This window comes from Alistipes sp. CAG:268 (assembly GCA_000434235.1).
GTDB classification, from domain to species: Bacteria; Bacteroidota; Bacteroidia; order Bacteroidales; family Rikenellaceae; genus Alistipes; species Alistipes avistercoris.
The window spans coordinates 83,168-105,577 of sequence record FR892005.1 but is presented as its reverse complement, the minus strand read 5'-3'; the positions used below and the strand labels follow the sequence as shown (position 1 = coordinate 105,577).

The 22,410-nt window shown below is 57.3% G+C and carries 18 protein-coding genes, 1 tRNA gene and 1 pseudogene; 17 read left to right on the top strand and 3 right to left on the bottom strand.

The window, feature by feature from the left end; all coding sequences use genetic code 11:
- The 4 genes and pseudogenes from QZL63_RS07185 to QZL63_RS07170 form a co-directional block, all read left to right on the top strand.
- Positions 1-657, top strand: a pseudogene (locus QZL63_RS07185) (MobV family relaxase); the annotation flags it as partial.
- Positions 658-773: 116 nt separating this feature from the next.
- Positions 774-5,693, top strand: a complete 4,920-nt coding sequence (locus tag QZL63_RS07180; RefSeq protein WP_022308645.1) for a DEAD/DEAH box helicase — start codon at positions 774-776, stop codon at positions 5,691-5,693.
- A 9-nt stretch (positions 5,694-5,702) separates the two neighbouring features.
- Positions 5,703-6,848 (top strand): three-Cys-motif partner protein TcmP, encoded by a 1,146-nt coding sequence (gene tcmP, locus QZL63_RS07175; RefSeq protein WP_289091786.1) that lies wholly within the window; start codon positions 5,703-5,705, stop codon positions 6,846-6,848.
- Positions 6,848-7,594 carry a phage Gp37/Gp68 family protein gene (locus QZL63_RS07170; protein ID WP_022308643.1) on the top strand — a complete coding sequence of 249 codons (747 nt, stop codon included), beginning with the start codon at positions 6,848-6,850 and terminating at the stop codon, positions 7,592-7,594. The genes tcmP and QZL63_RS07170 overlap by 1 nt, the downstream gene beginning before the upstream one ends.
- Before the next feature lie 188 nt (positions 7,595-7,782).
- Here QZL63_RS07170 and QZL63_RS07165 read toward each other — a convergent pair.
- Positions 7,783-7,853, bottom strand: a tRNA-Cys gene (locus tag QZL63_RS07165).
- A gap of 254 nt (positions 7,854-8,107) precedes the next feature.
- Here QZL63_RS07165 and dprA point away from each other — a divergent pair.
- From dprA to QZL63_RS07125, 8 genes are all read left to right on the top strand, one after another.
- Positions 8,108-9,208 carry a DNA-processing protein DprA gene (dprA, locus tag QZL63_RS07160; protein WP_290586368.1) on the top strand — a complete coding sequence of 367 codons (1,101 nt, stop codon included), beginning with the start codon at positions 8,108-8,110 and terminating at the stop codon, positions 9,206-9,208.
- Positions 9,205-10,086 (top strand): TatD family hydrolase, encoded by an 882-nt coding sequence (locus QZL63_RS07155; RefSeq protein ID WP_022308641.1) that lies wholly within the window; start codon positions 9,205-9,207, stop codon positions 10,084-10,086. Before dprA ends, QZL63_RS07155 begins: the two co-directional genes overlap by 4 nt.
- Entirely contained in the window at positions 10,083-10,388 is a 306-nt protein-coding gene (locus QZL63_RS07150; RefSeq protein WP_022308640.1) for a TIGR04076 family protein, read from the top strand. Before QZL63_RS07155 ends, QZL63_RS07150 begins: the two co-directional genes overlap by 4 nt.
- 28 nt (positions 10,389-10,416) lie before the next feature.
- Complete coding sequence (locus QZL63_RS07145; RefSeq protein ID WP_022308639.1) at positions 10,417-11,445, top strand: asparaginase; 1,029 nt, start codon at positions 10,417-10,419, stop codon at positions 11,443-11,445.
- A 402-nt stretch (positions 11,446-11,847) separates the two neighbouring features.
- Positions 11,848-12,588: a MotA/TolQ/ExbB proton channel family protein gene (locus tag QZL63_RS07140; RefSeq protein ID WP_022308638.1), complete on the top strand. Its 741-nt coding sequence runs from the start codon at positions 11,848-11,850 to the stop codon at positions 12,586-12,588.
- Between the two features lie 30 nt (positions 12,589-12,618).
- Complete coding sequence (locus QZL63_RS07135; RefSeq protein ID WP_022308637.1) at positions 12,619-13,038, top strand: hypothetical protein; 420 nt, start codon at positions 12,619-12,621, stop codon at positions 13,036-13,038.
- 15 nt (positions 13,039-13,053) lie between these two features.
- On the top strand, positions 13,054-13,659 hold the full coding sequence (locus tag QZL63_RS07130; protein ID WP_022308636.1) for an ExbD/TolR family protein: 606 nt from the start codon (positions 13,054-13,056) through the stop codon (positions 13,657-13,659).
- 4 nt (positions 13,660-13,663) lie between these two features.
- Positions 13,664-14,134 carry an ExbD/TolR family protein gene (locus QZL63_RS07125; RefSeq protein WP_441293896.1) on the top strand — a complete coding sequence of 157 codons (471 nt, stop codon included), beginning with the start codon at positions 13,664-13,666 and terminating at the stop codon, positions 14,132-14,134.
- A 314-nt stretch (positions 14,135-14,448) separates the two neighbouring features.
- Here QZL63_RS07125 and QZL63_RS07120 read toward each other — a convergent pair whose 3' ends face one another.
- Complete coding sequence (locus tag QZL63_RS07120; protein ID WP_022308634.1) at positions 14,449-15,048, bottom strand: ribonuclease HII; 600 nt, start codon at positions 15,046-15,048, stop codon at positions 14,449-14,451.
- A 66-nt stretch (positions 15,049-15,114) separates the two neighbouring features.
- Here QZL63_RS07120 and QZL63_RS07115 point away from each other — a divergent pair, with 66 nt between their 5' ends.
- The 5 genes from QZL63_RS07115 to recJ all read left to right on the top strand — a co-directional run bounded on the left by QZL63_RS07115 (position 15,115) and on the right by recJ (position 21,418).
- Positions 15,115-16,542, top strand: a complete 1,428-nt coding sequence (locus QZL63_RS07115; protein ID WP_290586364.1) for a hypothetical protein — start codon at positions 15,115-15,117, stop codon at positions 16,540-16,542.
- A 157-nt stretch (positions 16,543-16,699) separates the two neighbouring features.
- Positions 16,700-17,638, top strand: coding sequence for an AraC family transcriptional regulator (locus QZL63_RS07110; RefSeq protein WP_022308632.1), 939 nt, complete (start codon positions 16,700-16,702; stop codon positions 17,636-17,638).
- Positions 17,639-17,996: 358 nt separating this feature from the next.
- On the top strand, positions 17,997-18,878 hold the full coding sequence (gene lipA / locus QZL63_RS07105) for a lipoyl synthase (protein ID WP_022308631.1): 882 nt from the start codon (positions 17,997-17,999) through the stop codon (positions 18,876-18,878).
- A 3-nt stretch (positions 18,879-18,881) separates the two neighbouring features.
- Positions 18,882-19,640, top strand: coding sequence for a lipoyl(octanoyl) transferase LipB (gene lipB, locus QZL63_RS07100; RefSeq protein WP_022308630.1), 759 nt, complete (start codon positions 18,882-18,884; stop codon positions 19,638-19,640).
- Between the two features lie 5 nt (positions 19,641-19,645).
- The gene (recJ, locus tag QZL63_RS07095; protein ID WP_022308629.1) at positions 19,646-21,418 is read left to right on the top strand and encodes a single-stranded-DNA-specific exonuclease RecJ; all 1,773 of its coding nucleotides are present in this window, start codon (positions 19,646-19,648) and stop codon (positions 21,416-21,418) included.
- An 82-nt stretch (positions 21,419-21,500) separates the two neighbouring features.
- On the opposite strand, the gene QZL63_RS07090 is transcribed toward recJ, so the two are convergent.
- A complete protein-coding gene (locus tag QZL63_RS07090; RefSeq protein WP_022308628.1) occupies positions 21,501-22,391 on the bottom strand; it encodes an SMP-30/gluconolactonase/LRE family protein in 891 nt (296 codons plus the stop codon).
- Between the last annotated feature and the right edge of the window lie 19 nt (positions 22,392-22,410).

Genomic DNA, 22,410 nt, shown 5'->3' with positions numbered 1-22,410 from the left:
AGCCGCGAGGAGGCCGAGCTGAAGAGTGTGAAGGGCGAGCTGAAGAGTGTGAAGGGCGAGCTGAAGGGTGTGAAGGGCGAGCTGAAGGGTGCCCGATTGAAAAACGCCGCGGCAGAGGTCGGATCGAACATCGTCGAGGGGATCGGGGCGATGATCGGCACCTCCCGCGTCAAGCGACAGCAGCAGGAGATCGACCGCCTCAACGCGGAGAACGCCGCCCTGCACGAACAGATCGGGACACTGAACCGTGCCAACCGCGAAGAGAAGGCCCGGCATGAGCAGGCCGAACAGCAGCTGCAGGCGAAGCTCGACCGCATCGAACACTGGCTGCCTGACACGCAGACGCTCCTCAGCTGGGGCGAATACTGCCGCGACATGGGGATCTCGGAATCGGGCGCCCGCGAGATTATCGCCATGAAGCCCATCTACGTCTCCGGTGAACTCCATGCCCGGGAGTATTCGCGCCGCTTCGACGTCTCGAATACCGAGATCCGCCTGCAACGAGACCCGAACGGTCCCGGAGGCTTCCAGCTGCTCATCGACCGCCAACCCGCACACGCCTGGTTCCGCCAACGGTACGTGGAGCTCATGACACGCCTGGGCTACCCCGTCCGCCCCGAACGTCCGGTAGTCCGGCGACATACCATCAAGCGGTAACTTCACAGCCATCAAACAATCCGATTCACAGAATCGAGGGGCGAATAAATCCCCTCGATTCTGTTTTTATTGAGGTGAAATGATTACTTTTGTTAGAGTATATATAATCTTGCACGATGAGCACATTCGCCCAAATTCTGAATAAATTCCGCCAGGACGCCTTTTCCGAACGCGACAAAGGATACCGTTTCGAACGCCTCATGCAGGCTTACCTGAAAACCACGACCTTGTATGCCAACCTCTTCGAGGAGGTGTGGCTCTGGACGGAGTTTCCCTTCCACGACCAGTTCGGCGGCAAGGACACCGGCATCGACCTTGTGGCCCGCACCGTCGAGGGCGAGTATTGGGCCATCCAGTGCAAATGCTACGCGGCAAATGCCTTCATCAACAAGCCCGACGTGGATACATTCCTCTCTACCTCGGGCAAACGCTTCGAGACCGAATCCGGCATGACGGGATTCGTGCAGCGGCTGTGGATCTCGACAACGAACAAATGGAACCCCACAGCCGAGCAGACCATCCGCAATCAGAATCCTCCGGTAACGCGACTGAACCTTATCGACCTCGAAAACGACGATGTCGACTGGAATAGCCTCGAACAGGGCATCTTCGGCATGGCCTCCCGGTCCAAACCCTTCACCATACGGGAGCACCAGCAGCAGGCCATCGACCAGACCCACGCCTATTTCAAGATTGACGAAGCCACCGGCCAGCCCGCCCATACGCGCGGCAAGCTCATCATGGCCTGCGGCACGGGCAAAACCTTCACCTCGCTGCGAATTGCCGAGAACGAAACCGGGGGCCGCGGTCTGGTGCTGTTCCTCGTACCCTCGATTGCCCTGCTGGGACAAACCCTGCGGTCGTGGCTGCAACAGGCCATGGAGCCGATGATGGCCGTCTGCATCTGCTCCGACCCGCAGGTCTCGAAACAGACCGAAAAGAACGACAACGACACGACAAGCGTCGTCGACCTGGCACTTCCGGCCTCGACCGACGTCCCCTCCATCATCAAACAACTGCAACACGCCCGCCGACACAATGCCGAGGGGCTGACCGTCGTCTTCTCGACCTATCAGTCCATCGACGTCATTTCGCGGGCCCAGCAGCAGCTGCTCAAGGAGACCGGCGACGCCTTCGGCACGTTCGACCTCATCATCTGCGACGAGGCGCACCGCACCACGGGCGTTACGCTCAAGGACGAGACCGAGAGCGCCTTTGTCCGGGTCCACAACAACGACTTCCTGCGCGCCGTGCGCCGTATCTACATGACCGCCACGCCGCGCCTCTATACCGACGAGACGAAGAAACGCGCCGAGGAGAACTCCGCCGTCCTCTGCTCGATGGACGACCGCTCGATGTACGGCGACGAAATCTACCGCATCGGCTTCGGCGAGGCCGTCAAACAGGAACTGCTCTCCGACTATAAGGTCCTCATCCTCGCCGTGGGCGAAAAGGACATTACCCCCACGCTGCAAAACGCCCTGACCCGCGAGGACGGAACCATCGACGCGGATGACCCCTCGAAACTCATCGGCTGCATCAATGCCCTCTCGAAAAAGGTGCTCGGTGCCGACGAGGAGTTCGTCAAGGGCTCCGACCCGCTGCCGATGCGCCGCGCCGTGGCCTTCTGTTCGAGCATCAAGGCATCCAAGGCAATCGCCAATGCCTTCACCGACTACAAGGACCTCTACATGGAGGATATCCGCGAGGAGGACCGCGCCACGATGGTCGATGTCGTTGCCCACCACGTCGACGGCTCGATGTCGGCTACCAAACGCGACGAGGAGCTGATGTGGCTCAAGGAGCAGCCCGAAAACGAACGCGAATGCCGTATGCTGACCAACGCCCGCTGCCTTTCGGAGGGTGTCGATGTCCCGTCGCTCGACGCCGTGGTCTTCATTTCGCCGAAGAACTCGCAGGTCGATGTCGTGCAGTCGGTCGGTCGCGTCATGCGCCGCAGCGAGGGCAAGAAATACGGATATATCATCATTCCGGTCGTGGTTCCGGCCAATGCCGAGGGCGACAAGGTGCTCGAAAACCATCCCAACTTCAAGGTGGTCTGGACCGTGCTGAACGCCTTGCGGGCCCACGACGACCGCTTCAATGCCGAGGTCAACAAAATTGAGCTGTCGAAAAAGAAGCCCAAAAACATCCTCTTCGGCGGAGTCGGGGCCTCGCGCAAGGACGAAGACCAGCACAGCGACGGCGACAGCAAGCCCCGCGCCGAGAGTGCCGCCGAGCAGCTCGCCACCCAGCTCTCGATGAGCTTCAACGACCTGCAGAACGTCTTCTACGCCAAGCTAGTGACCAAGGTCGGCACTAAACGCTACTGGGAACTCTGGGCCAGGGACATCGCCCAGATTGCCGAACAGCACATCGAGCGCATCAAGGCCCTCATCGCCGACAACGGCAAGCACCGCCGGGCCTTCGACCAGCTCATACGGGGTCTGCACCGCAACATCAACCCCGGACTCTCCGAGCAGGACGCCATCGAGATGCTCTCGCAGCACATCATCTCGCGCCCGGTGTTCGAGGCCCTCTTCGAGAACTACCAGTTTGCCGCCAGCAACCCCATCTCGCGCTCGATGCAGAAGATGCTCGACCTGCTCGACGACGAGACCAAGACCGAGGAGGAGCACCAGAAACTCCAGAAGTTCTACGACTATGTCCGCGACACGGTCGGCAATATCCACGAGGCCGAAGGCCGCCAACGCATCATCGTCGAGCTCTACGACAAGTTCTTCAAGGTGGCCTCGCCCCGCACGGTCGAGAAACTGGGCATCGTCTACACGCCGGTCGAGGTGGTCGACTTCATCATCCGCTCGGTGGGTTACATCCTCCAGCGGGAGTTCGGACGGTCGCTCTCCGACGAGAACGTCCACATCCTCGACCCCTTCACCGGAACGGGGACCTTCATCACGCGCCTGCTCCAGAGCGGGCTCATCTCGCGCGAGGCGCTGGAGCGCAAATACGGTCGGGAGATCCACGCCAACGAAATCGTGCTGATGGCCTACTACATCGCCTCGGTCAATATCGAAAATGTCTTCCACGACCTGATGGGCCCCGATACGGAGTACCGGCCCTTCGGCGGCATCTGCCTGACCGACACCTTCCAGCTGGGCGAGGAGGCTGCGGACGAGAACCTCTATTCCGAGCAGTTCCCGACCAACTCGCGGCGCGTCATCGAGCAGAAGAAACGGCGGATCACCGTCATCGTCGGCAACCCGCCCTATTCCGTGGGCCAAAAGTCAGCCAACGACAATGCGCAGAACCAGAAATACCCGGCGCTCGACAGCCAGATTGAACGCACCTATGCGGCCGAAACCGACGCCAACAACAAGAACTCGCTTTACGACAGCTATATCAGAGCTTTTCGATGGGCATCGGACCGACTTGACAAAAAGGATGGTGGTGTTATTGGATTTATCACCAACGGCAACTGGCTTGATAGTAATGCCCAAAATGGTATGCGTAAATGTCTCGAACGCGAGTTTTCAACTATTTATGTGTTTAATTTAAGAGGCGCAATTCGAGCACGATCAAAAGACCTTGCTAAAAAAGAGGGACAAAATATCTTTGATATTATGACCGGTGTTGCCATAACCATTCTGGTCAAGAAACCGAAGGCATCCGACGAGGCTGCCCGCATCTACTACCACGACATCGGCGACTACCTTTCGCGCGAGGAAAAACTGCGTATCATCCGCAATATGGGCGACATCAGCAACCCGTTGATGCAATGGGTCACCATTACCCCCAACGAACACGGAGATTGGCTCAACAAGCGCAGTGAGCAGTTCAAACTCTATACTACACTGGGTGATAAAATTGACAAGAAAAACAAAAAGACATTCTTTGTGCCCTACTATTCCAATGGCCTCAAAACCCAACGCGACCCGTGGTGTTATAACAGTTCGTTACCCGTTGTCGAGAAATCCGCAAAGGAACAGATTGATTTTTACAACGAACAACGGGAGAAACTGGCAAAGAAGGAAATCTCCGACGTTGATTACTCGACGCATAAAATCAGTTGGACAAGAGCCGTGTTATCCGACATTCAAAGGAACAAGCCCTACAACACGCAAGATTGCCAGTTTCGGGAAGGTCTCTATCGACCGTTTTTCAAACAGCACCTGCTATTTTATAGGCCTTTGAATGAGATGATGTACCAAATTCCCACACTTTTCCCAACTTCTAATCAACGGAATCTGGTAATTTGCGTCGAGTGTATCGGAGCAAGACGTGATTTTACAGCACTCATTACCGATTGCATCCCGGATCTACATGTTTTGGAAGCAGCGCAATGTTTCCCGCTCTATTGGTATGATGACAGCACGGCGGATATTGCCGACCTCTTCTCGGCCCCGCAGAGCGAGATGGACCGCTACGTCCGCCGCGACGGCGTGACCGACTGGATCCTCTCCACGGCCCGCAAGCAGTACGGAAGCCGCGTAACCAAAGAGGACATCTTCTATTATGTCTACGGCATCCTCCACGCCCCGGACTACCGCACGACCTTCGCCGCCGACCTCAAGAAGTCGCTGCCCCGACTGCCGCTGGTCAAGTCGCCCGACGACTTCTGGGCCTTCAGCCGTGCCGGCCGCAGCCTGGCCGAACTCCACCTCGGATACGAGCACGTGGAGCCCTACGCCGGATGCCGCACCATATACTCGCCGCTGACGAACCGCGGCGACGAGATCAGCTACCTCATAGATGATAAGATGCGCTTCGGCAAGCTGGACAGCAAGACGGCCGACAAGCGCATAATCCATTACAATGCGGGCATCACGATTGAGAACATTCCGCTGGAGGCCTACGACTACGTGGTGAACGGCAAGTCGGCGATCGAGTGGGTGATGGAGCGCTATGCGGTGAAGACGGACCCGGCGAGCCGGATTGAGAACAATCCGAACGACTGGTGCCGGGAGCACGACGACCCGAAATACATCTACAACCTGCTGCTGCGCATCATCACCGTCTCGCTCGAAACGATGAAGATCGTCCGCTCGCTCCCGAAACTCAAACTGGAAGAATAAAAAAGAGATATGAAAGAAAACCAATTTTTTGAAAAGCAAACCATGTCATCATGGGTTAAAGCAAGTATTGTATCTGAATATTTCCCGAAATATTGTGTAATAATCGTCAGTAAACATAAACCAAAATGTTTGCGGTATATCGATCTATTTGCAGGTCCGGGGAAATATGAAGATGGTAAGCCTTCAACCCCTCTCATGATCGCACAAAAATGTTATCAAAACGAAAATCTGCGCGATTCCGTCCGATTTATTTTTAATGACATGAAATATAGAGATCAACTTGAAGCGAATTTTCTAAAGGAATTCCCCAAAGGATCATTCAGACATATTCCCTTCTTTGCCGATCGTGTAGTAGGAGAAAATGACAAAGTTGATAAGTTCTTAGAAAAGAATACACATGAAGGAAAATACAACGAATACCCTTCATTGCTATTTATTGACCCATTCGGTTATAAAGGAATTAGGACAAAGGTATTGGCAGAATTTCTCAAAAACTGGGGGAATGAAATTTTTATTTTCCTAAACACAAAGCGCATTCATGCAGCATTGGAAAATAATAAGTTCGAATCGTTAATGATGGAATTGTTTCCAACCTCCTATAATGTAATAAAACAAGACAGAAAGTATAAATCAACGGTAGCAGAACGGCTACAACTTATAATTGACAATCTTGGAAGAGAATTTCAAAAAATTCTACCCGGAACTGTCTATTATACAGCATTTAAATTTCAGGAGGAGGATATTGATACGACCAGCCATTTTATTGTCCATTTAACAAAGTCGTCTCGTGGTTTTGATCTGATAAAAACGATATATAACGATTTTGCCAATGTCGGTACCGTATTCGACGGAGTTAATACATATACTTTCGATGTCAAGCAATTCAATAATCCCGGTATTGAATTATTCGACATGAAAGAACAGAACATCGACAATCTGAAAAATAAGCTTTATCAAGCGTATACTGGAAAAACATTATCTGCATATGATCTTTTCGAAGAGCATCAGATAACAGGCAAATATTGCAGATCGCATTATGCACAAGCCCTTCGCAAGTTATGTTCAGAAAACAAGCTACAAGCCACCTTTACTGACAATAAAAACCATAGCGTAAGCGTATTAATTTCAAAAGATTGTATTCTTAAGTTTGCATAATGGCATCTTCTTCAATAGAATGGACAGACAAAACGTGGAATCCAATTACTGGTTGCACGAAAATATCCGACGGCTGTAAACATTGCTATGCTGAAGTTATGGCTAAACGTTTACAGGGAATGGGAAAGCCAAAATACATAAATGGTTTTTCAGTAACGTTACATAACGATGCGCTCAATGAACCATTACAATGGTCTAACCCTTGTATGATATTCGTCTGCTCAATGAGCGATCTGTTTCACAGTGATGTGCCGTTTGATTTTATTGACAAAGTTTTCGGAGTTATCAGAAATACGCCGCAGCATAATTATCAGATTCTGACAAAACGGGCAGAACGTATGGCTGAATATTTTGCCTCTCGTATTATACCCGGTAACGTATGGATTGGCGTAACGGTCGAAAATCCAAAAGCAAAAAATAGAATAGACTACATCCGCAATCTCAAAGCATCCGTTCGATTCATCTCTTGTGAACCTTTGCTCGAAGATCTGGGAGAATTGGATCTCTCAGGTATAAATTGGATCATCGTAGGTGGTGAAAGCGGAGTGCAGGCGCGGCCCATGAAAGAAGAATGGGTCCTAAATATTAAACGACAAGCTGACAAGAATAATATTCCTTTTTTCTTCAAACAATGGGGAACATGGAGTGTTGATGGAATCAAAGGGAATAAAAAAATCAATGGCAAACTGCTACAAGGGAAAATCGTCCAAAATATGCCCGCTCGATTTTATATGCAGAAACGCTAATGATTGAACGAAAAGATAATTCCCACAAAATTTATCGAACACGACATAACTATGGTAGCAGTTTTTTCAATGAGCAAACAGCTTGTCTATTTTACCGAATCAAGTTTCAAATTTGCCCGTTGCCGTACAAATGCCGTACAAATTCAAACGAAAACCGCGTTGTAGATATCTACAACGCGGTTTCTGCGAGGTCTGAAGCGGACTCGAACCGCTGTACAAGGTTTTGCAGACCTTTGCCTAGCCACTCGGCCATCAGACCAACATGAAAATCCGTCCGTACCGGTACAACACAAACCCAACCTAAAATCAGCCCCGCCCTCTTCCGTATCACCGGTGTCGTCGCTGCGACCCGGGACCGAATCCGGGGCTGCTCCGGTACTTCGGGAGTGCAAATATACAAACATTTCTCATTTCTGCAAAACTTCCGGGCAACTTTGCGTTATTTCGAAAATATTTTCCCGTTATTGCGCAAAAATACCTACCTTTACTCTGTTGAATTTGTTTTGTCCGGCCATGACCCTCGAAGATATCGCCCTTCAGATGACCCCCGGCATCGGGGTGAAAGGCGCCGTCCATCTGCTGGAACACTTCGGCAGTGCCGCACGGATCTTCGCCGCTTCGGCCGACGAACTTACCGAAGGCGCCGGCCTCCGGCCCGACATTGCCCGGCAGCTCCTGCAGCACAAGGCCTTCGCGGCCGCCGAGCGGGAGATCGCCTACTGCCGGCGCCACGGCATCGCCGTCGTCGCCTCGACCGATAGCGGGTATCCCCCGTTGCTGCGCGAAACGCCCGACTATCCCGCCGTTCTATACATAAAAGGTAACGCCGAGGCCCTCACGGCACGATGTCTCACGCTGGTCGGCACACGCCGCGCAACTCCCTACGGGCAGGCGATGTGCGACCGTCTGGTCGGCGAACTCGCCGAACGGGTCCCGGGGCTCTGCATCGTCAGCGGCCTGGCCTTCGGCATCGACATAGCGGCCCACCGCGCGGCCCTCACCGCCGGAATCCCGACCGTCGCCGTACTCGCCAACGCCCTCCCGGAGGTCACTCCCGCCCAGCACACGGCCATTGCCCGCGACATCGTGGAACACAGCGGAGCACTGGTCACCGAACTCCACTCGCAGACCCGGCAGAACGGCTCCTTCTATGTAGCCCGCAACCGCATCATCGCCGCGTTGAGCGCCGGGTGTATCGTTGTGGAGTCGCCCGACAGCGGGGGTTCGCTCCTGACGGCCCACTGCGCTGACTCCTACGACCGCACGCTGATGGCCGTGCCGGGTCGCGCCACCGACCCCATGTCCTCGGGCACGAACCACCTGATCCGCAACCGCAAGGCCCAGCTGGTCATGACGGCCGACGACGTGATCCGCGAACTGATGTGGGACCTCGGCACCGACCCCGCCACACTCCGGCCGAAACCCGCCACCCCCGAACTGACACGTGACGAGGCGGGATTGCTCGCCTGCTTCCGCACCGACGACCCGCTCTCGTCCGAGACACTCGGCGAGCTGACCGGACTCGACCCCGGGGAGCTCGCATCGCTGCTCATCGGGCTCGAGCTGGCCGGAGCCATCCGCCAACTCCCCGGAAACCGATACATGAAACAATGAATCTGATCGATACACACTCTCATCTCTATGGCCCCGAGTTCGACGAGGACCGCGAAGAGGCGCTCGCCCGGGCTGCCGGGGCCAGCGTCGGGCGACTGCTGCTCCCGGCTATCGACTCCGAGAGTCACGACCGGCTCTTCGACCTCTGCCGCCTGCATCCGCAACGGTGCGTGCCGATGATCGGCCTGCACCCCACGTCGGTCAATGACAACCCCCGCTGGCAGGAGGAGCTGGAGCTCGTCGAACAGCTCCTTGCCGCACCGCCCGAGGGCATCCCGCCCTTCTGCGCCATCGGCGAGATCGGGCTGGACTTCTACTGGAGCCGCGACTTCCGCGAACAGCAGACCAAAGCCTTCCGCCGGCAGATCGAACTCGCCCTGCGATACGACCTGCCGATCGCCGTCCACACGCGCAACGCCTGGCCGGAGACCGTCGCCCTCATGCGCGAATACGCCGGGCGGGGGCTCCGCGGCGTCTTCCATGCCTACTCCGACACGCTGGAGACCTATCGCGAGCTGCGTTCGCTGGGCGACTTCCGCTTCGGCATCGGCGGAGTCGTGACATTCAAGAAGAGCCTTCTGGCGGCGATCGTTCCCGAGATGGAGCTCGACGACCTGGTGTTGGAGACCGACTGCCCCTACCTGACACCCGCACCCCACCGGGGCGAACGCAACGAGTCCGCCTACGTGCGCTTCGTGTGCAACGAGGTGGCCCGCCTCAAGGGACTTACGCCCGACGAGGTGGCCGACGCCACGACAGCCTCGGCCGAACGACTCTTCCGTCTGAACGGGAGCTCCTCCGGACAGGACGGCACAAAGCCCCGCCCCGCTCCGGCTCAAGGCTCCGAGACCGACAACCAGCCACACATACAGCCATGAAACGAGTACGCATCACCGTCGTCCGCAAGGTCTGCCACCGCGACCTGATCGCACGCTACGAAAACCCGATCGAACACGCCTGCGACCTGCAGGAGGGTCAGGTCTTCATCGCCGAGGGGTGGCAGCGGCCCGAGGGACTGTGCGAAAGCGCCTGGCAGACCCTCTCGCCGTTCGTCATGACGCTGGCCCACGGAGGTACGGACCTCTACGACGGGTGGATGAAAAACCCCGCCTCGGCGATGCTCTCCTGCAACGACGGCTTCCGTCCGGTGAGCTTTCTGGTCGAGGCACTCGACGAGTGACGAATACGACAAAACAAAGAGATACGACATGCGATCCTCCATTCTGATCATCTACACGGGCGGCACCATCGGCATGAAGACCGACGCCGCCACCGGAGCACTGGTGCCCTTCGACTTCAGCGGCATCTACGACGAATTCCCCTCGCTCAAGCGGCTCAACGTGGACATCGAGGTGCTGACGATGTCGCCGGTCATCGACTCGTCGAACGTCGCCCCGTCGAACTGGGTCACGCTCGCCGAGCTGATCCGCGACAACTACGACCGCTACGACGGATTCGTCGTCCTGCACGGCACCGACACGATGTCCTACACCGCCTCGGCGCTGAGTTTCATGCTCGAGAACCTCTCGAAGCCCGTGGTCTTCACCGGCAGCCAGATCCCCATCGGCGTGCTGCGCACCGACGGCCGCGAGAACCTCATCACGGCCATCGAGATCGCCGGCGCCCGGCGCGACGGCCGTCCGGTTGTCCCCGAGGTGTCGCTCTACTTCCAGAACCGGCTCTTCCGCGCCAACCGCACCACCAAGCGCAGCGCCGAAGCGCTGAGCGCCTTCCGCTCATACAACTACCCGCCGCTGGCCGAGGTCGGCGTCAATATCGCCTACAACTACCCGGCGATCCTCCGCCCCGAGACCTTCGGAGAGCCGCTGCGCGTGGCCACCCGGCTGGCCGACGGCATCGAGGTCATCAAGCTCTTCCCGGGCCTCGGCGAACGGGTCCTGCGAGCCATGCTCTCGGCGCCCGGGCTGCGTGCCGTCGTGCTCGAAACATTCGGCGCCGGAAACGCCCCGACCAGCGAATGGTTCATCCGCACGCTGCAGGAGGCGATCGACCGCGGCGTGATCGTGCTCAACATCACGCAGTGCGGCGGCGGACGGGTCTCGATGGAGCTCTACGAGACGGGGTTGCGGCTGCAAAAGTCCGGCGTGCTGTGCGGTTACGACATGACCACCGAGGCGGCCGTCACCAAACTGATGTACACGCTCGGGCTCGGACTCCCGCGACAGCAGACCGAAGAGCTCCTGCGCAGGCCGTTGCGCGGAGAATTTACGGCATAGGACGTTGCACGAAACGAATTTTTTTCCTATATTTCGCACTGCTAACGTACCCCTACCGGTCGAAGTACCGGGGAAAGATGCGACAGAAGCAAAGCAACACAGTTGATTGACAGGGAGTTGTGCGAGTCCGGGAAGAAAATCCGGGATTCGGACATCCGTGTGGGGAGACCTCACGCAACCGCTGCAGAACAGGTAAAAAACGGCCGCGCGGACGGGAGGGAGGAAGAAAAAAATGATTTTTTAACAAAAAATTGAGCGATCCGGAACAAAAAACGGAGCGGAACGGAAAAACGGCCCGCCGGATACCCGGCCTCCGGTCTCCGGCCGCAACCCCGGGAAAGACAAAAACCAAAAACACAACTAATAAAATTCAATCAATCAAATCAATCATCTAACACAACTATGAAAAAACTGTTTTTGATTCCGTCGGTTGCCCTGACCGTTCTGGGTACCGTTAATGCGTTCGCGCAGGAGGCAGCCGCTGCCGCAGCCGAAACTCAGGTCGCAGGCGAGAGCATGCACCACATTCTGATGCAGAAGTTCCTCGAGGGCGGTTGGGGCTGGATGCTCCCGATCCTGCTCTGCTTGGTGATCGGTCTGGCCGTAGCCATCGAGCGCATTCTCTTCCTGTCGCTCTCGACGATCAACTCGAAGAAGCTCATCGCCAACGTTGAGGAGGCTCTCAAGAAGGGCGGTATCGAAGCTGCCAAGGAGGTTTGCCGCAACACCCGCGGCCCGATCGCCTCGATCTACTATCAGGGTCTGGATCGCTACGATCAGGGTCTCGACTCGGTTGAGAAGGCCGTTGTTTCCTACGGTTCGGTTCAGACCGGCCAGATGGAGTCGGGTCTTTCGTGGATCGGCCTGTTCATCGCCCTCAGCCCGATGCTCGGATTTATGGGTACCGTTGTCGGTATGATCGACGCATTCGACGCCATCCAGGCTGCCGGTGACATCAGCCCGACGCTCGTTGCTGGTGGTATCAAGGTCGCCCTTCTGACCACCCTCATGGGTCTTATCGCTGCCGTTATTCTTCAGCTGTTCTACAACTACATCATCGCCAAGATCGACTCGCTCGTAAACGCAATGGAGGATTCGTCCATCACGCTCATGGATATCCTGACGGCCTACAGCAAGAAATAATTGAACCGAACGCAAAAGTCAAAAGCAAATATGAAAAAGATATTTAACATATTGCTGGGCGTTCTGTTGGTCATCACGATTGCGCTTATGGTCTACGCGATCGCGACCGGAGGATCCGAGGCCGCAATCAGTGCAAACCTGATGTGGGGCTACTTCCTCTTCGCGTTCGCCGTCGCTTCGGCCATCTTCTGCGCGATCTTCGGAATGATCAAGAACCCGGCAGGCATCAAGGGAGCCATCCTGTCACTGGCTCTGGTCATCATCATCATCGGCGTGTCCTACTTCTACTCGGCCGGACACACGATCAACATCGTGGACCTTCAGAACAACGGATTCTTCGGCCACACCGAAACGGTCATCACCGAAACGAGCATTCTGGTGACCTATGTCGCTTTTGCGGCAGCCTTCGTTACGGCCGTAGTTACTGAAATTTGGAGTGCATTCAAGTAGAAAAAGGAATAGGCAATGGCAATAGATAAAAGAAAAACACCAGATATCAATGCTGGATCTCAAGCCGACATCGCCTTCCTGCTGCTGATTTTCTTCCTGGTAGCCACTACCATGAACACCGATACGGGTCTGGTCCGCATGCTTCCGCCCCTGCCTCCTGAGAACCAACAACAGGAGCAGATCAAGGTCAAGCAGCGCAACCTGTATCTGGTACTTATCTCGGGTAGCGGAAACATCATGGCAGGAATCGAGGGCAAGCAGAATGTGATCGATCTTCGCGAGCTCAAGGATCAGGTCAAGGAGTTCATCCTCAACCCGCTCGACAGCGAGGATCTGCCCGAGAAGAAGGACGAGGACATCGAGCTTCCGGACGGCAGTACCTGGACCTATCCCGTCAGCCAGGGCGTGGTTTCCCTGCAAACCACCCGCGACACGGGCTACCAGTCCTACATCATGGTACAGAATGAGCTCGCGCGCGCCTTCAACGAAGTGCGCGACGAGGTTGCACAGCGCAAGTTCGGTTCGAAGTTCGCAGAACTCAACGAAGAGCAGCGCAACGCAGTATCCAAAGCAGTACCTCTGAAGATTTCGGAGGCCGAACCGGTAAATATAAAGAAGTAAAGCCATGGCAGTAATGAAAAAGAAGGGCAACAAGGGTTTGCCAGGCATCTCGACCGCTTCGCTTCCGGACGTGATCTTCATGATCCTCTTCTTCTTTATGGTATCGACGACCATGCGTGATCAGGAACTGCTCGTCAGATACAAACTTCCGGAGGCAACCGAGGTACAGAAGCTCGAGAAGAAATCGCTCGTCAGCTTCATCCACATCGGACAGCCCACGCTGGCCATGCAGGCGCAGTTCGGTACTGCCCCGCGTATCCAGCTGAACGACTCCTACAGAACGACCCGGGACATCCTGGACTTCGTAGCCGCCGAGCGCGACAAGCTCAATGAGGCCGATCGCGCGGCAATGACCATCTGCCTCAAGGCAGACCAGGCCACGAAGATGGGTATCGTCACCGACGTGAAGCAGGAGCTCCGTCGGGCCAACGCCCTGAAGATCTCCTATGCGGCTTCCAAGTCGTTGGGATATTGATTCAGGGACAAACCAAACGAGAGAGCAGACCTTCGGGTCTGCTCTTTTTTTGTTTGCATGAAACGTTGGGAGACACAACCCGAAGAAGAGGAGAACAGGTGTAGAAACTGATAGGGACATGGGGGAGGCCGGAGGAGAACAGGACGAGATGCATCGGAGCCGCGAGCAGGCGTTCTCAGACCAGAAAACAAGGGGAAGAGAGGGGCCGTTGCGAGCCAGCCAAAGCCCGAAAAGCGCAAAGGTGAGGTCTCGGAGGGAAAAGGGCAACCACACGCCACAACAGGCAGAAAAAGGCAGAAAAAAGGCCGTTCCGGTCAGAAAGGAAGCTCAAGCTGGTCGATCTCGTGGTTGAACGAGAGTCGATGGTGGGGAGTCAGACCGTATTCGCGAATGGCCAGCCGATGCTGCCGCGTAGGGTAGCCTTTGTTCTGAAGCCAGCCGTACTGCGGATACTCCTCAGCCAAACGGCGCATATACTCGTCACGGTGGGTCTTGGCAAGTACCGAGGCAGCCGCAATGTCGGCATATTTGCCGTCGCCCTTAACAATACAGCGGTAGGGGATGGTCAGCTGCGTACGGAACCTGTTTCCATCAATGAGCAGGAAGCCCGGAGCGGGATCGAGCCGGCCGACCGCCAGCGACATTCCTTCGAACGAAGCGTTCAGGATGTTGATCTCGTCGATGCGCGCCGCCGAAACCGCCTCGACTGCCCAGGCGACAGCCTCGCGCTCGATGACCTCCCGCAGCCGATCGCGGTTGCGCTCGGTCATCTGCTTCGAATCGTTGAGCCGCTCGTCGTGAAAATCGGGCGGAAGAATCACTGCCGCAGCAAAGACCGGCCCGGCCAGACAGCCGCGCCCGGCCTCATCGCACCCGGCCTCGAGCAGTTCGTATTGAAACTGGTTTTCCAACATCACACGACAAAATTACACAATATTCCCGCATTTTCGCTACTTTTGCCCCACAACCGCGCCACGATCATGAAATTCGACATCGCCCGACAGCAGCTCATCCCGGCCTTCCTCACGCTCCTCATACTCGCCGCCGTGGCGATGTGGGGCGCCGCGAAACGCCCGGCTGCGATGCCGCAATCCTTCTCGGAACGTGTAGCCGCATACAGACTGGACGCAGAAGCTGCGGAAAACGCAGAGTCCGCAGAGACTGCGCATGCTGCAGAGCACATGGAAGCTGCAGCGCAACCCGACCACGCGGCATCCGACCCGACAGTCCCGTCACCCGCTGCCCAGCAGCCAACTGCAGGTATGCCGGCCGGTTTCGCCCGCGACAGCCTCGCCCTGACCATCGGACCCGGGACAACCCAGACAATCCCGGCAATTTCAGCCCATACGGCTAGCCCGGGGCACGGCACGGAGAGCCTGCAGGCGACGCATCCCAACCAACCGATCGCCACAGCCGACTCGACGCATTCCGGGAGAAACGGAGCGCCCGTTGCCGACACGGAGATAACGACAGCCGAAGAGACAACAGCATCCGGAGCGGATCCGGAAACTGCGGAAGCCCTCACCGAAGAGCCTCACGACCGCATGATGATCCGCTTCCCGGGCGAATGGCTCGCCGACTTCGAGGCACACCACCCGGGCGGCTCCCGCTGGATCGGCGGACTGCTGATCCTCTTTACCGGACTCTGCATCGGACGGCTTACGGCACGGAACAACCTCTACTCGGTCGGCACGTGCCTCGCCATCCCGCTCTACGGCATCCTGCTCTGCGGCATCGGTGACGGCGCTTTCCTCTCTTCGTGCGCGGCTCCGGCTCTGCTGGCCCTCGCCACCAAGAACTACGCCCGCTCGTTCCGCAACGGATTCGGCTTCGACGCCATCTTCCGCGCCTCGCTCTACCTCGGGCTGCTGCCGCTCGTCGCACCCGCCGCACTGCCGCTGCTGTTGCTGCTGCCGTTGGCCGTACAGCTCTTCCGCAGGACGCTCCGCGAGCTCACGGTGGCCCTTGCCGGCGTACTGCTTCCGCTCTTCGTCCTCTGTTACATCAATTGGGGCGTCGGAGGCGATTTCGCCGCACCGCTGCTGTTGTTCGGCCGGCTACTCACCTGCGGCCCGCTCCCGACACCCGAAGCGCTTCTCCCGCTCCCAAAACTACTCTTTGCCGGTGCGGCCGTTGTACTGGGGCTCCTCTCCACCCTCTTCGTCTTCGCGGACCGCTACGCCGTAGGGACCAAACCGCGCTTCATCCTGCTCTTCGCGTGCATCACGCTGATCCTTGCATGCGGATCGCTCTGCAGCCCGGCCGCAACCGCCGAAACAGTCACGTTGCTCGCCGTACCGGTTACTTTGCTGCTCCCGTTCCTCTTCGTGCGTGTCCGCCGCCCGATTGCCGCACCGCTCTACGCCGCGTTGCTCGCCGTAGCCGTAGCCAACGTTATTTTGCAATAATATATTTAGTCATCTTCATGCTGTAAAGAGGTCTATTTACACAATTTCGCTTTTTTGTGTTATGGATTTTGACAAATTAAAAATTTAAAATTGTATATTTGAGACTGAACAAATGTGACGCAACTCTTTGTTCAGAAAAACTTAAAATACAATTCGCATGAAGAATTCAATGAATTCATCGGCCCAACAGCCGATGATCGTGAAGTATTTGGAATCGCTTCACAACGGAATCCAGTCCCAGATCCTGTCCCGCTATGCCATCGGCTACATCCTGCGCGGGACGAAATACATCTACGACGGAGATAAGCGCCAGACGCTTGCACGCGGCGACGTCTTCTACCTGGGGCTCGGACACCATTACATCGAAAACGTTCCCGACGGTAGCCAACCCTACGAGGAAGTGCTCTTTTACTACACGCCCGAGGACCTGCAGCGCATCCTCATGCACCTGAACATCACCTACGGACTGAACATATCGAACGAACACTCGTGCGAAAACTGCCGCAACCGCACCCACGTGGCCATGTCCGCATGGAACTCGCTGCGCAACTTTTTCGTCAATACGAACAACTATCTGCGCGACGAGGAGTTCCGCCACGACGAGACGGCCGAGAACATCAAGATGACCGAACTGATCTACCTGATCGCCTCGCACGAGGACTGCTGCATCAAGAGCAAGTTGCTGAGCAACGTCGATGCCGCCAAGGAGAACTTCGAACAGATCGTCTACGACCACATCTTCAAGGACATCTCGATCGAGGAACTGGCCCGGCTGACGCACCGTTCGCTCACCTCGTTCAAGAAGGAGTTCCGGCGCCACTTCCAGATGCCGCCCCACAAATGGTTCATCCGCCAGCGGCTCATGCACTCGCGTCTGCTGCTGATCTCGACGTCGAAGTCGATCTCCGAGATCGGCAACGAATGCACCTTCCCCAACACCTCGCACTTCATCAAACTCTTCAAGAAGGAATACCAGATGACTCCGGCCACCTATCGCCACCGCCACCAGAACTCCCAGACCGACGAGGTTCCGGCTGCTGCCGGCGAAGAGGTCTCCGTGCCGGAAAAGGCTGCGGAAAGCGGCGCGGAACGTTAATCAAAAACTTACGAACCGAAAGGAAATTAAAAAATCTTAATTACAATATGGTTTAAAAATCGCCTCAAAATTTCAAGAAATATCACAAAATATTTGCATTTTCGTAAAATTCGATCTATCTTTGTTTCATCGAACGTGGGGTTCCCCACTCTCATTAACCTAACTAACCTAACCAGAGAGGTCCGTACCGGCAGGTGCAGGGCCTCTTTTCTTTATCCGACCGACCGACTCCGATTCCCGCAACCGATCCATTCCGCACGGCTTTCCGACCGGCATTCTCGCAAGAAACATGAAAAGGGTATAGGAATATTCAATCTTTTTCGTTATTTTTGCATCAATTGGAAAATAATGAACTTAAATGCCGAAGTTTTATGACAAGGTAGATGTCCTGAAAAAACCCGGATGGCTGAAGATCCGCCTGCACCGCACCCCCGAGTGGGCCGAAGTGCGGCACATCGTCGAAAAACACCGGCTGCATACAATCTGCAGCAGCGGGATGTGCCCCAACCAGGCCGAGTGCTGGAGCCGTCGCACGGCGACCTTCATGATTCTGGGAGACATCTGTACCCGCGGATGCCGCTTCTGTGCCACCCGCACGGGACATCCGCTTGCCCCCGACGCCGAGGAACCCGCCCGGGTCGCCGAAAGCGTCGCCCTGATGAAACTGAGGTATGTCGTCGTAACCTCCGTGACGCGCGACGACCTTCCGGACGGCGGCGCCCGCCATTGGGCCGCAACCGTCGAGGCCATCCGCGCACAGAATCCCGACGCCGTAATTGAGCTCCTTATTCCCGATTTCGATGCGCGTCCCGAACTCGAAGACATCGTGATCGCATCGAAGCCCGACATCATCGGGCACAACATCGAGACCGTCGAGCGACTGACTCCCCTTGTGCGTTCCAGGGCGAAGTACCGCACCAGCCTGGAGACGCTGCGCTACCTCTCCCGACAGGGCGTGGTGACCAAGAGCGGACTGATGGTCGGACTCGGCGAGACCGATGACGAAGTATTGCAGACCCTCCGTGACCTGCGCGAGGCAGGTGTGAGGATTGTGACGCTCGGTCAGTACCTTCGGCCGACTCTGGAGCATTACCCCGTTGCGGCGTACATCACTCCCGAAAAATTCGAATGGTACAGGCTCCGAGCACTGGAGATGGGCTTCGACTACTGTGCGAGCGCACCCTTGGTACGCTCCTCGTACATGGCCGAAGAGGCGCTCCGAAGTGTGAAAAGTTTGTAACGGATGAAGGCATACTGCCGGGACCTCGGCCTGATGGATTACAAAGCCTGCTGGGATTTGCAGCAGGAGTTGTTCGACACCCACGTTGCCCGCAAGCGGGCGGAGCGGGACGCCGGAGGCAGCACCGTATTCCCCGCCGGAGACTCCGCAGAGGAGCACTCCGCAACGGATGACGATCCCGTCGGCACGGTCCTGCTCGTGGAGCACCCCCCGGTCTACACGCTCGGCAAGAGCGGACATGCGGAGAACCTGCTCATCCCGCGCGAGATGCTCGAGCGGATGGGTGCCCGCTTCTACCACATCGACCGCGGCGGCGACATCACCTTCCACGGCCCGGGGCAGCTGGTCTGCTACCCGATCCTCGACCTCGAGCGGCTCGGCATCGGGCTGCGCGCCTACATTGCCGCTCTCGAAGAGGCCGTCATCCGCACCGTCGCCCGCCAGGGTATCGAGGCGGGCCGCATCGACGGCGCCTCGGGCGTCTGGCTCGGCAAGGGAGTCACTCCCGGCGGAAAGGGGCCGGTGCGGAAGATCTGCGCAATAGGAGTGCGATCGTCACGTTATGTTACCATGCACGGCTTCGCGCTCAACGTATCGACCGACCTGGCGTGGTTCTCGCGCATCAACCCCTGCGGCTTCACCGATCGCGGGGTGACGTCGATCCTCTCGGAGACGGGCCGAAACGTCCCGATGGAGGAGGTGAAACGTTCGGTTGTGGAACTTTTAAGTGAGATATTAAATGTTAAAATATATAAACAATAACACGTATGCCTATAGAAAAACGCTGGGTAGTGAAGCCAGAGGGCGACCCCGCGACGGTAGCCATGCTCGCTGCCGCGCTGCGGATTTCGCCCATCCTGGCCAATCTGCTCGTACAAAGAGGCATAGACACCGTAGACAAGGCGGAGAAGTTCTTTAAACCGAGCCTTGCCGACCTGCACGATCCGTTCCTGATGAAGGACATGGAGAAGGCGGTCGAGCGGGTGGGACAGGCCGTCCGTAACAATGAGAAGATCATGGTGTACGGCGACTACGACGTCGATGGCTGCACGGCCGTCGCGCTGGTTTACAAGTTCCTGCGCCAGATCGGGCACAAAAACCTGATGTTCTACATCCCCGACCGGTATACCGAGGGATACGGTATCTCGATCAAGGGAATCGACCTCGCCGCCCGCAAGGGCGTGGGGCTGATCATCGCCCTCGACTGTGGGATCAAGGCCACGGAAAAGGTCGTCTATGCAAAGTCGAAAGGCGTGGATTTCATCATCTGCGACCATCACCTCCCGGCCGAGGAGATTCCCCGCGCCGTAGCCGTTCTGGACCCCAAGCGGGTCGATTGCTCCTACCCGTTCGACGAACTGTCGGGTTGCGGTGTGGGCTTCAAGCTGGTGCAGGCCTATGCCCAGCGCAACGGGATCCCGTTCGAACAGATCCTGCCGCTGCTGGACCTTCTGGTCGTCTCGATCGCCTCGGACATCGTGCCGCTGGTGGGCGAGAACCGCATCCTGGCCTATTTCGGTCTGAAAAACCTCAACCGCGAGCCGTCGAAGGGGCTGCTGTCGATCATCAAGATCTGCGGTCTGGACAAACACAACATCACCATCGACGACATCGTCTTCAAGATCGGTCCGCGCATCAACGCCGCCGGGCGCATGCGCATGGACGAGAACGACGAGAACGCCTCGCCCTCGGGCGGGCATGCGGCCGTCGAGCTGCTCATCGAGGGCAACGAAAGCGTGGCCGAGGAGTTCGGCAACGTCATCGACTCGTACAACAGCGACCGCAAGTCGATCGACCGCTCCGTCACTCAGGAAGCGCACGACTACATCGAGCGCAACCCCGAGATGAAGACGCTCAAGAGCACGGTGATCTACAATCCGAAATGGATGAAGGGCATCGTGGGGATCGTAGCCTCGCGTCTGATCGAGACCTACTACCGCCCGACGGTGGTACTCACGATGAGCAACGGGTTTGTCACGGGCTCGGCCCGCTCGGTGCCGGGCTTCGACCTCTACCAGGCCGTCGAGTCGTGCTCCGACCTGCTCGAGAATTTCGGCGGCCACATGTATGCTGCCGGGCTCACGATGCGTCCGGAACACGTCGGGGAGTTCACGCGCCGCTTCAACGCCTACGTCGAGGAGAACATCGACCCGCAGATGCTTGTCCCGCAGGTCGATATCGACAGCGAGCTGCTCTTCTCGGACATCACGCCGGCCTTCCGCCGCGACCTGAACCGCTTCCAGCCCTTCGGTCCCGGCAACACGGCCCCGGTCTTCGTGACCTACGGCGTGAGCAACCACGGCGACGCCAAGCTGGTCGGCATGGAGAGCGAGCACCTGCGCATGGATCTCATCCAGCGCCAGAAGCCCAACACGCGAATCCAGGCGATCGCCTTCCAGCAGCCCACCCACTTCGAGTGGGTACGCTCGGGACGCCCGATCGACGTCTGCTACCAGATCGTCGAGAACCACTACCGCGGCACGGTGACCACCCAGCTGCGCATCAAGGACATCAAACCGGTGCACCACCACAACAGGTAGCACCGCCGCACAAACAGACGGAAGCGGTCCGGGAGTGATCCCGGACCGCTTCGTCATATCACCTGCAGGACATCCGCGCCCTCTACTCGGCGAAGACCACCACCCGGCTGTTGGGCAGGTCGGGCACATAGACCACGCCGTCGGCCACGGTCATGTCGGCCGGGCCCGCGAGCGGCTGCTCCAGCTCAATGGCAACGGGCTCCACGGCGCGCGTCGCCAGATCGATGCGCGAGAGGCCGGCCGGCGACCAGTTGGTCACGTAGAGCGATTTCCCGTCGCCCGAGAAGGCGATGCCGTCGTACTGTCCGGGAAGCGCGACGAAAGGCTCCGCCACGGGGTTGGACAGGTCGGCAATGCGGTAGATGACGTGCGCGTCGGTCGTCTGCCCGTCGGCAGGGTAGGAGGCGACGTACATCGCCCCGTCACGGATCACCAGCCCGTTGGGCCCGGGAATCTCCAGCCACGGCTCGGGAGCGCCGACAGCCGCCGGATCGGAGATGTCGAGGCGGAAGATACGCCCGGTGTTGGTCACCGAAGCGTAGAGCACGTTGCCGTCGGCCGCCAGGTCATTGACGAAGAGCTCGCCCTCGGGGAAGGAAACCACCTGGGGAGCGGCACCGGGTTGGTTCAAGTCGTAGACCACCACCTTGTTCACGTCGCAGACGAACAGACGGCCGTCGCGGAGGAACATGCCCTTGGGCGCCGAGAGGTTCCCGTCGGCCGGGATCACCACCTGCGGGGCCTCACCGGCCTTGTAACGGACGATATAGCCCTTGCCCTCGCCGTTGAGCGGGTTGAGCTCTTCGGTCCCGAAGTTGGCGATCAGGACGCCACCCTCATAGGGATAAGTACTCTCGCAGAAACGCAGTCCTTCACCGACCGTAGTCCCCGGAGACTTCGTCGCCTGTCCGCCGCATGCGGCCAGCATCAGGATCGCCGCCGAGGCGGTTGCAAACATCAGTTTTCCTTTCATTCTTTTCACATTTTTGGGG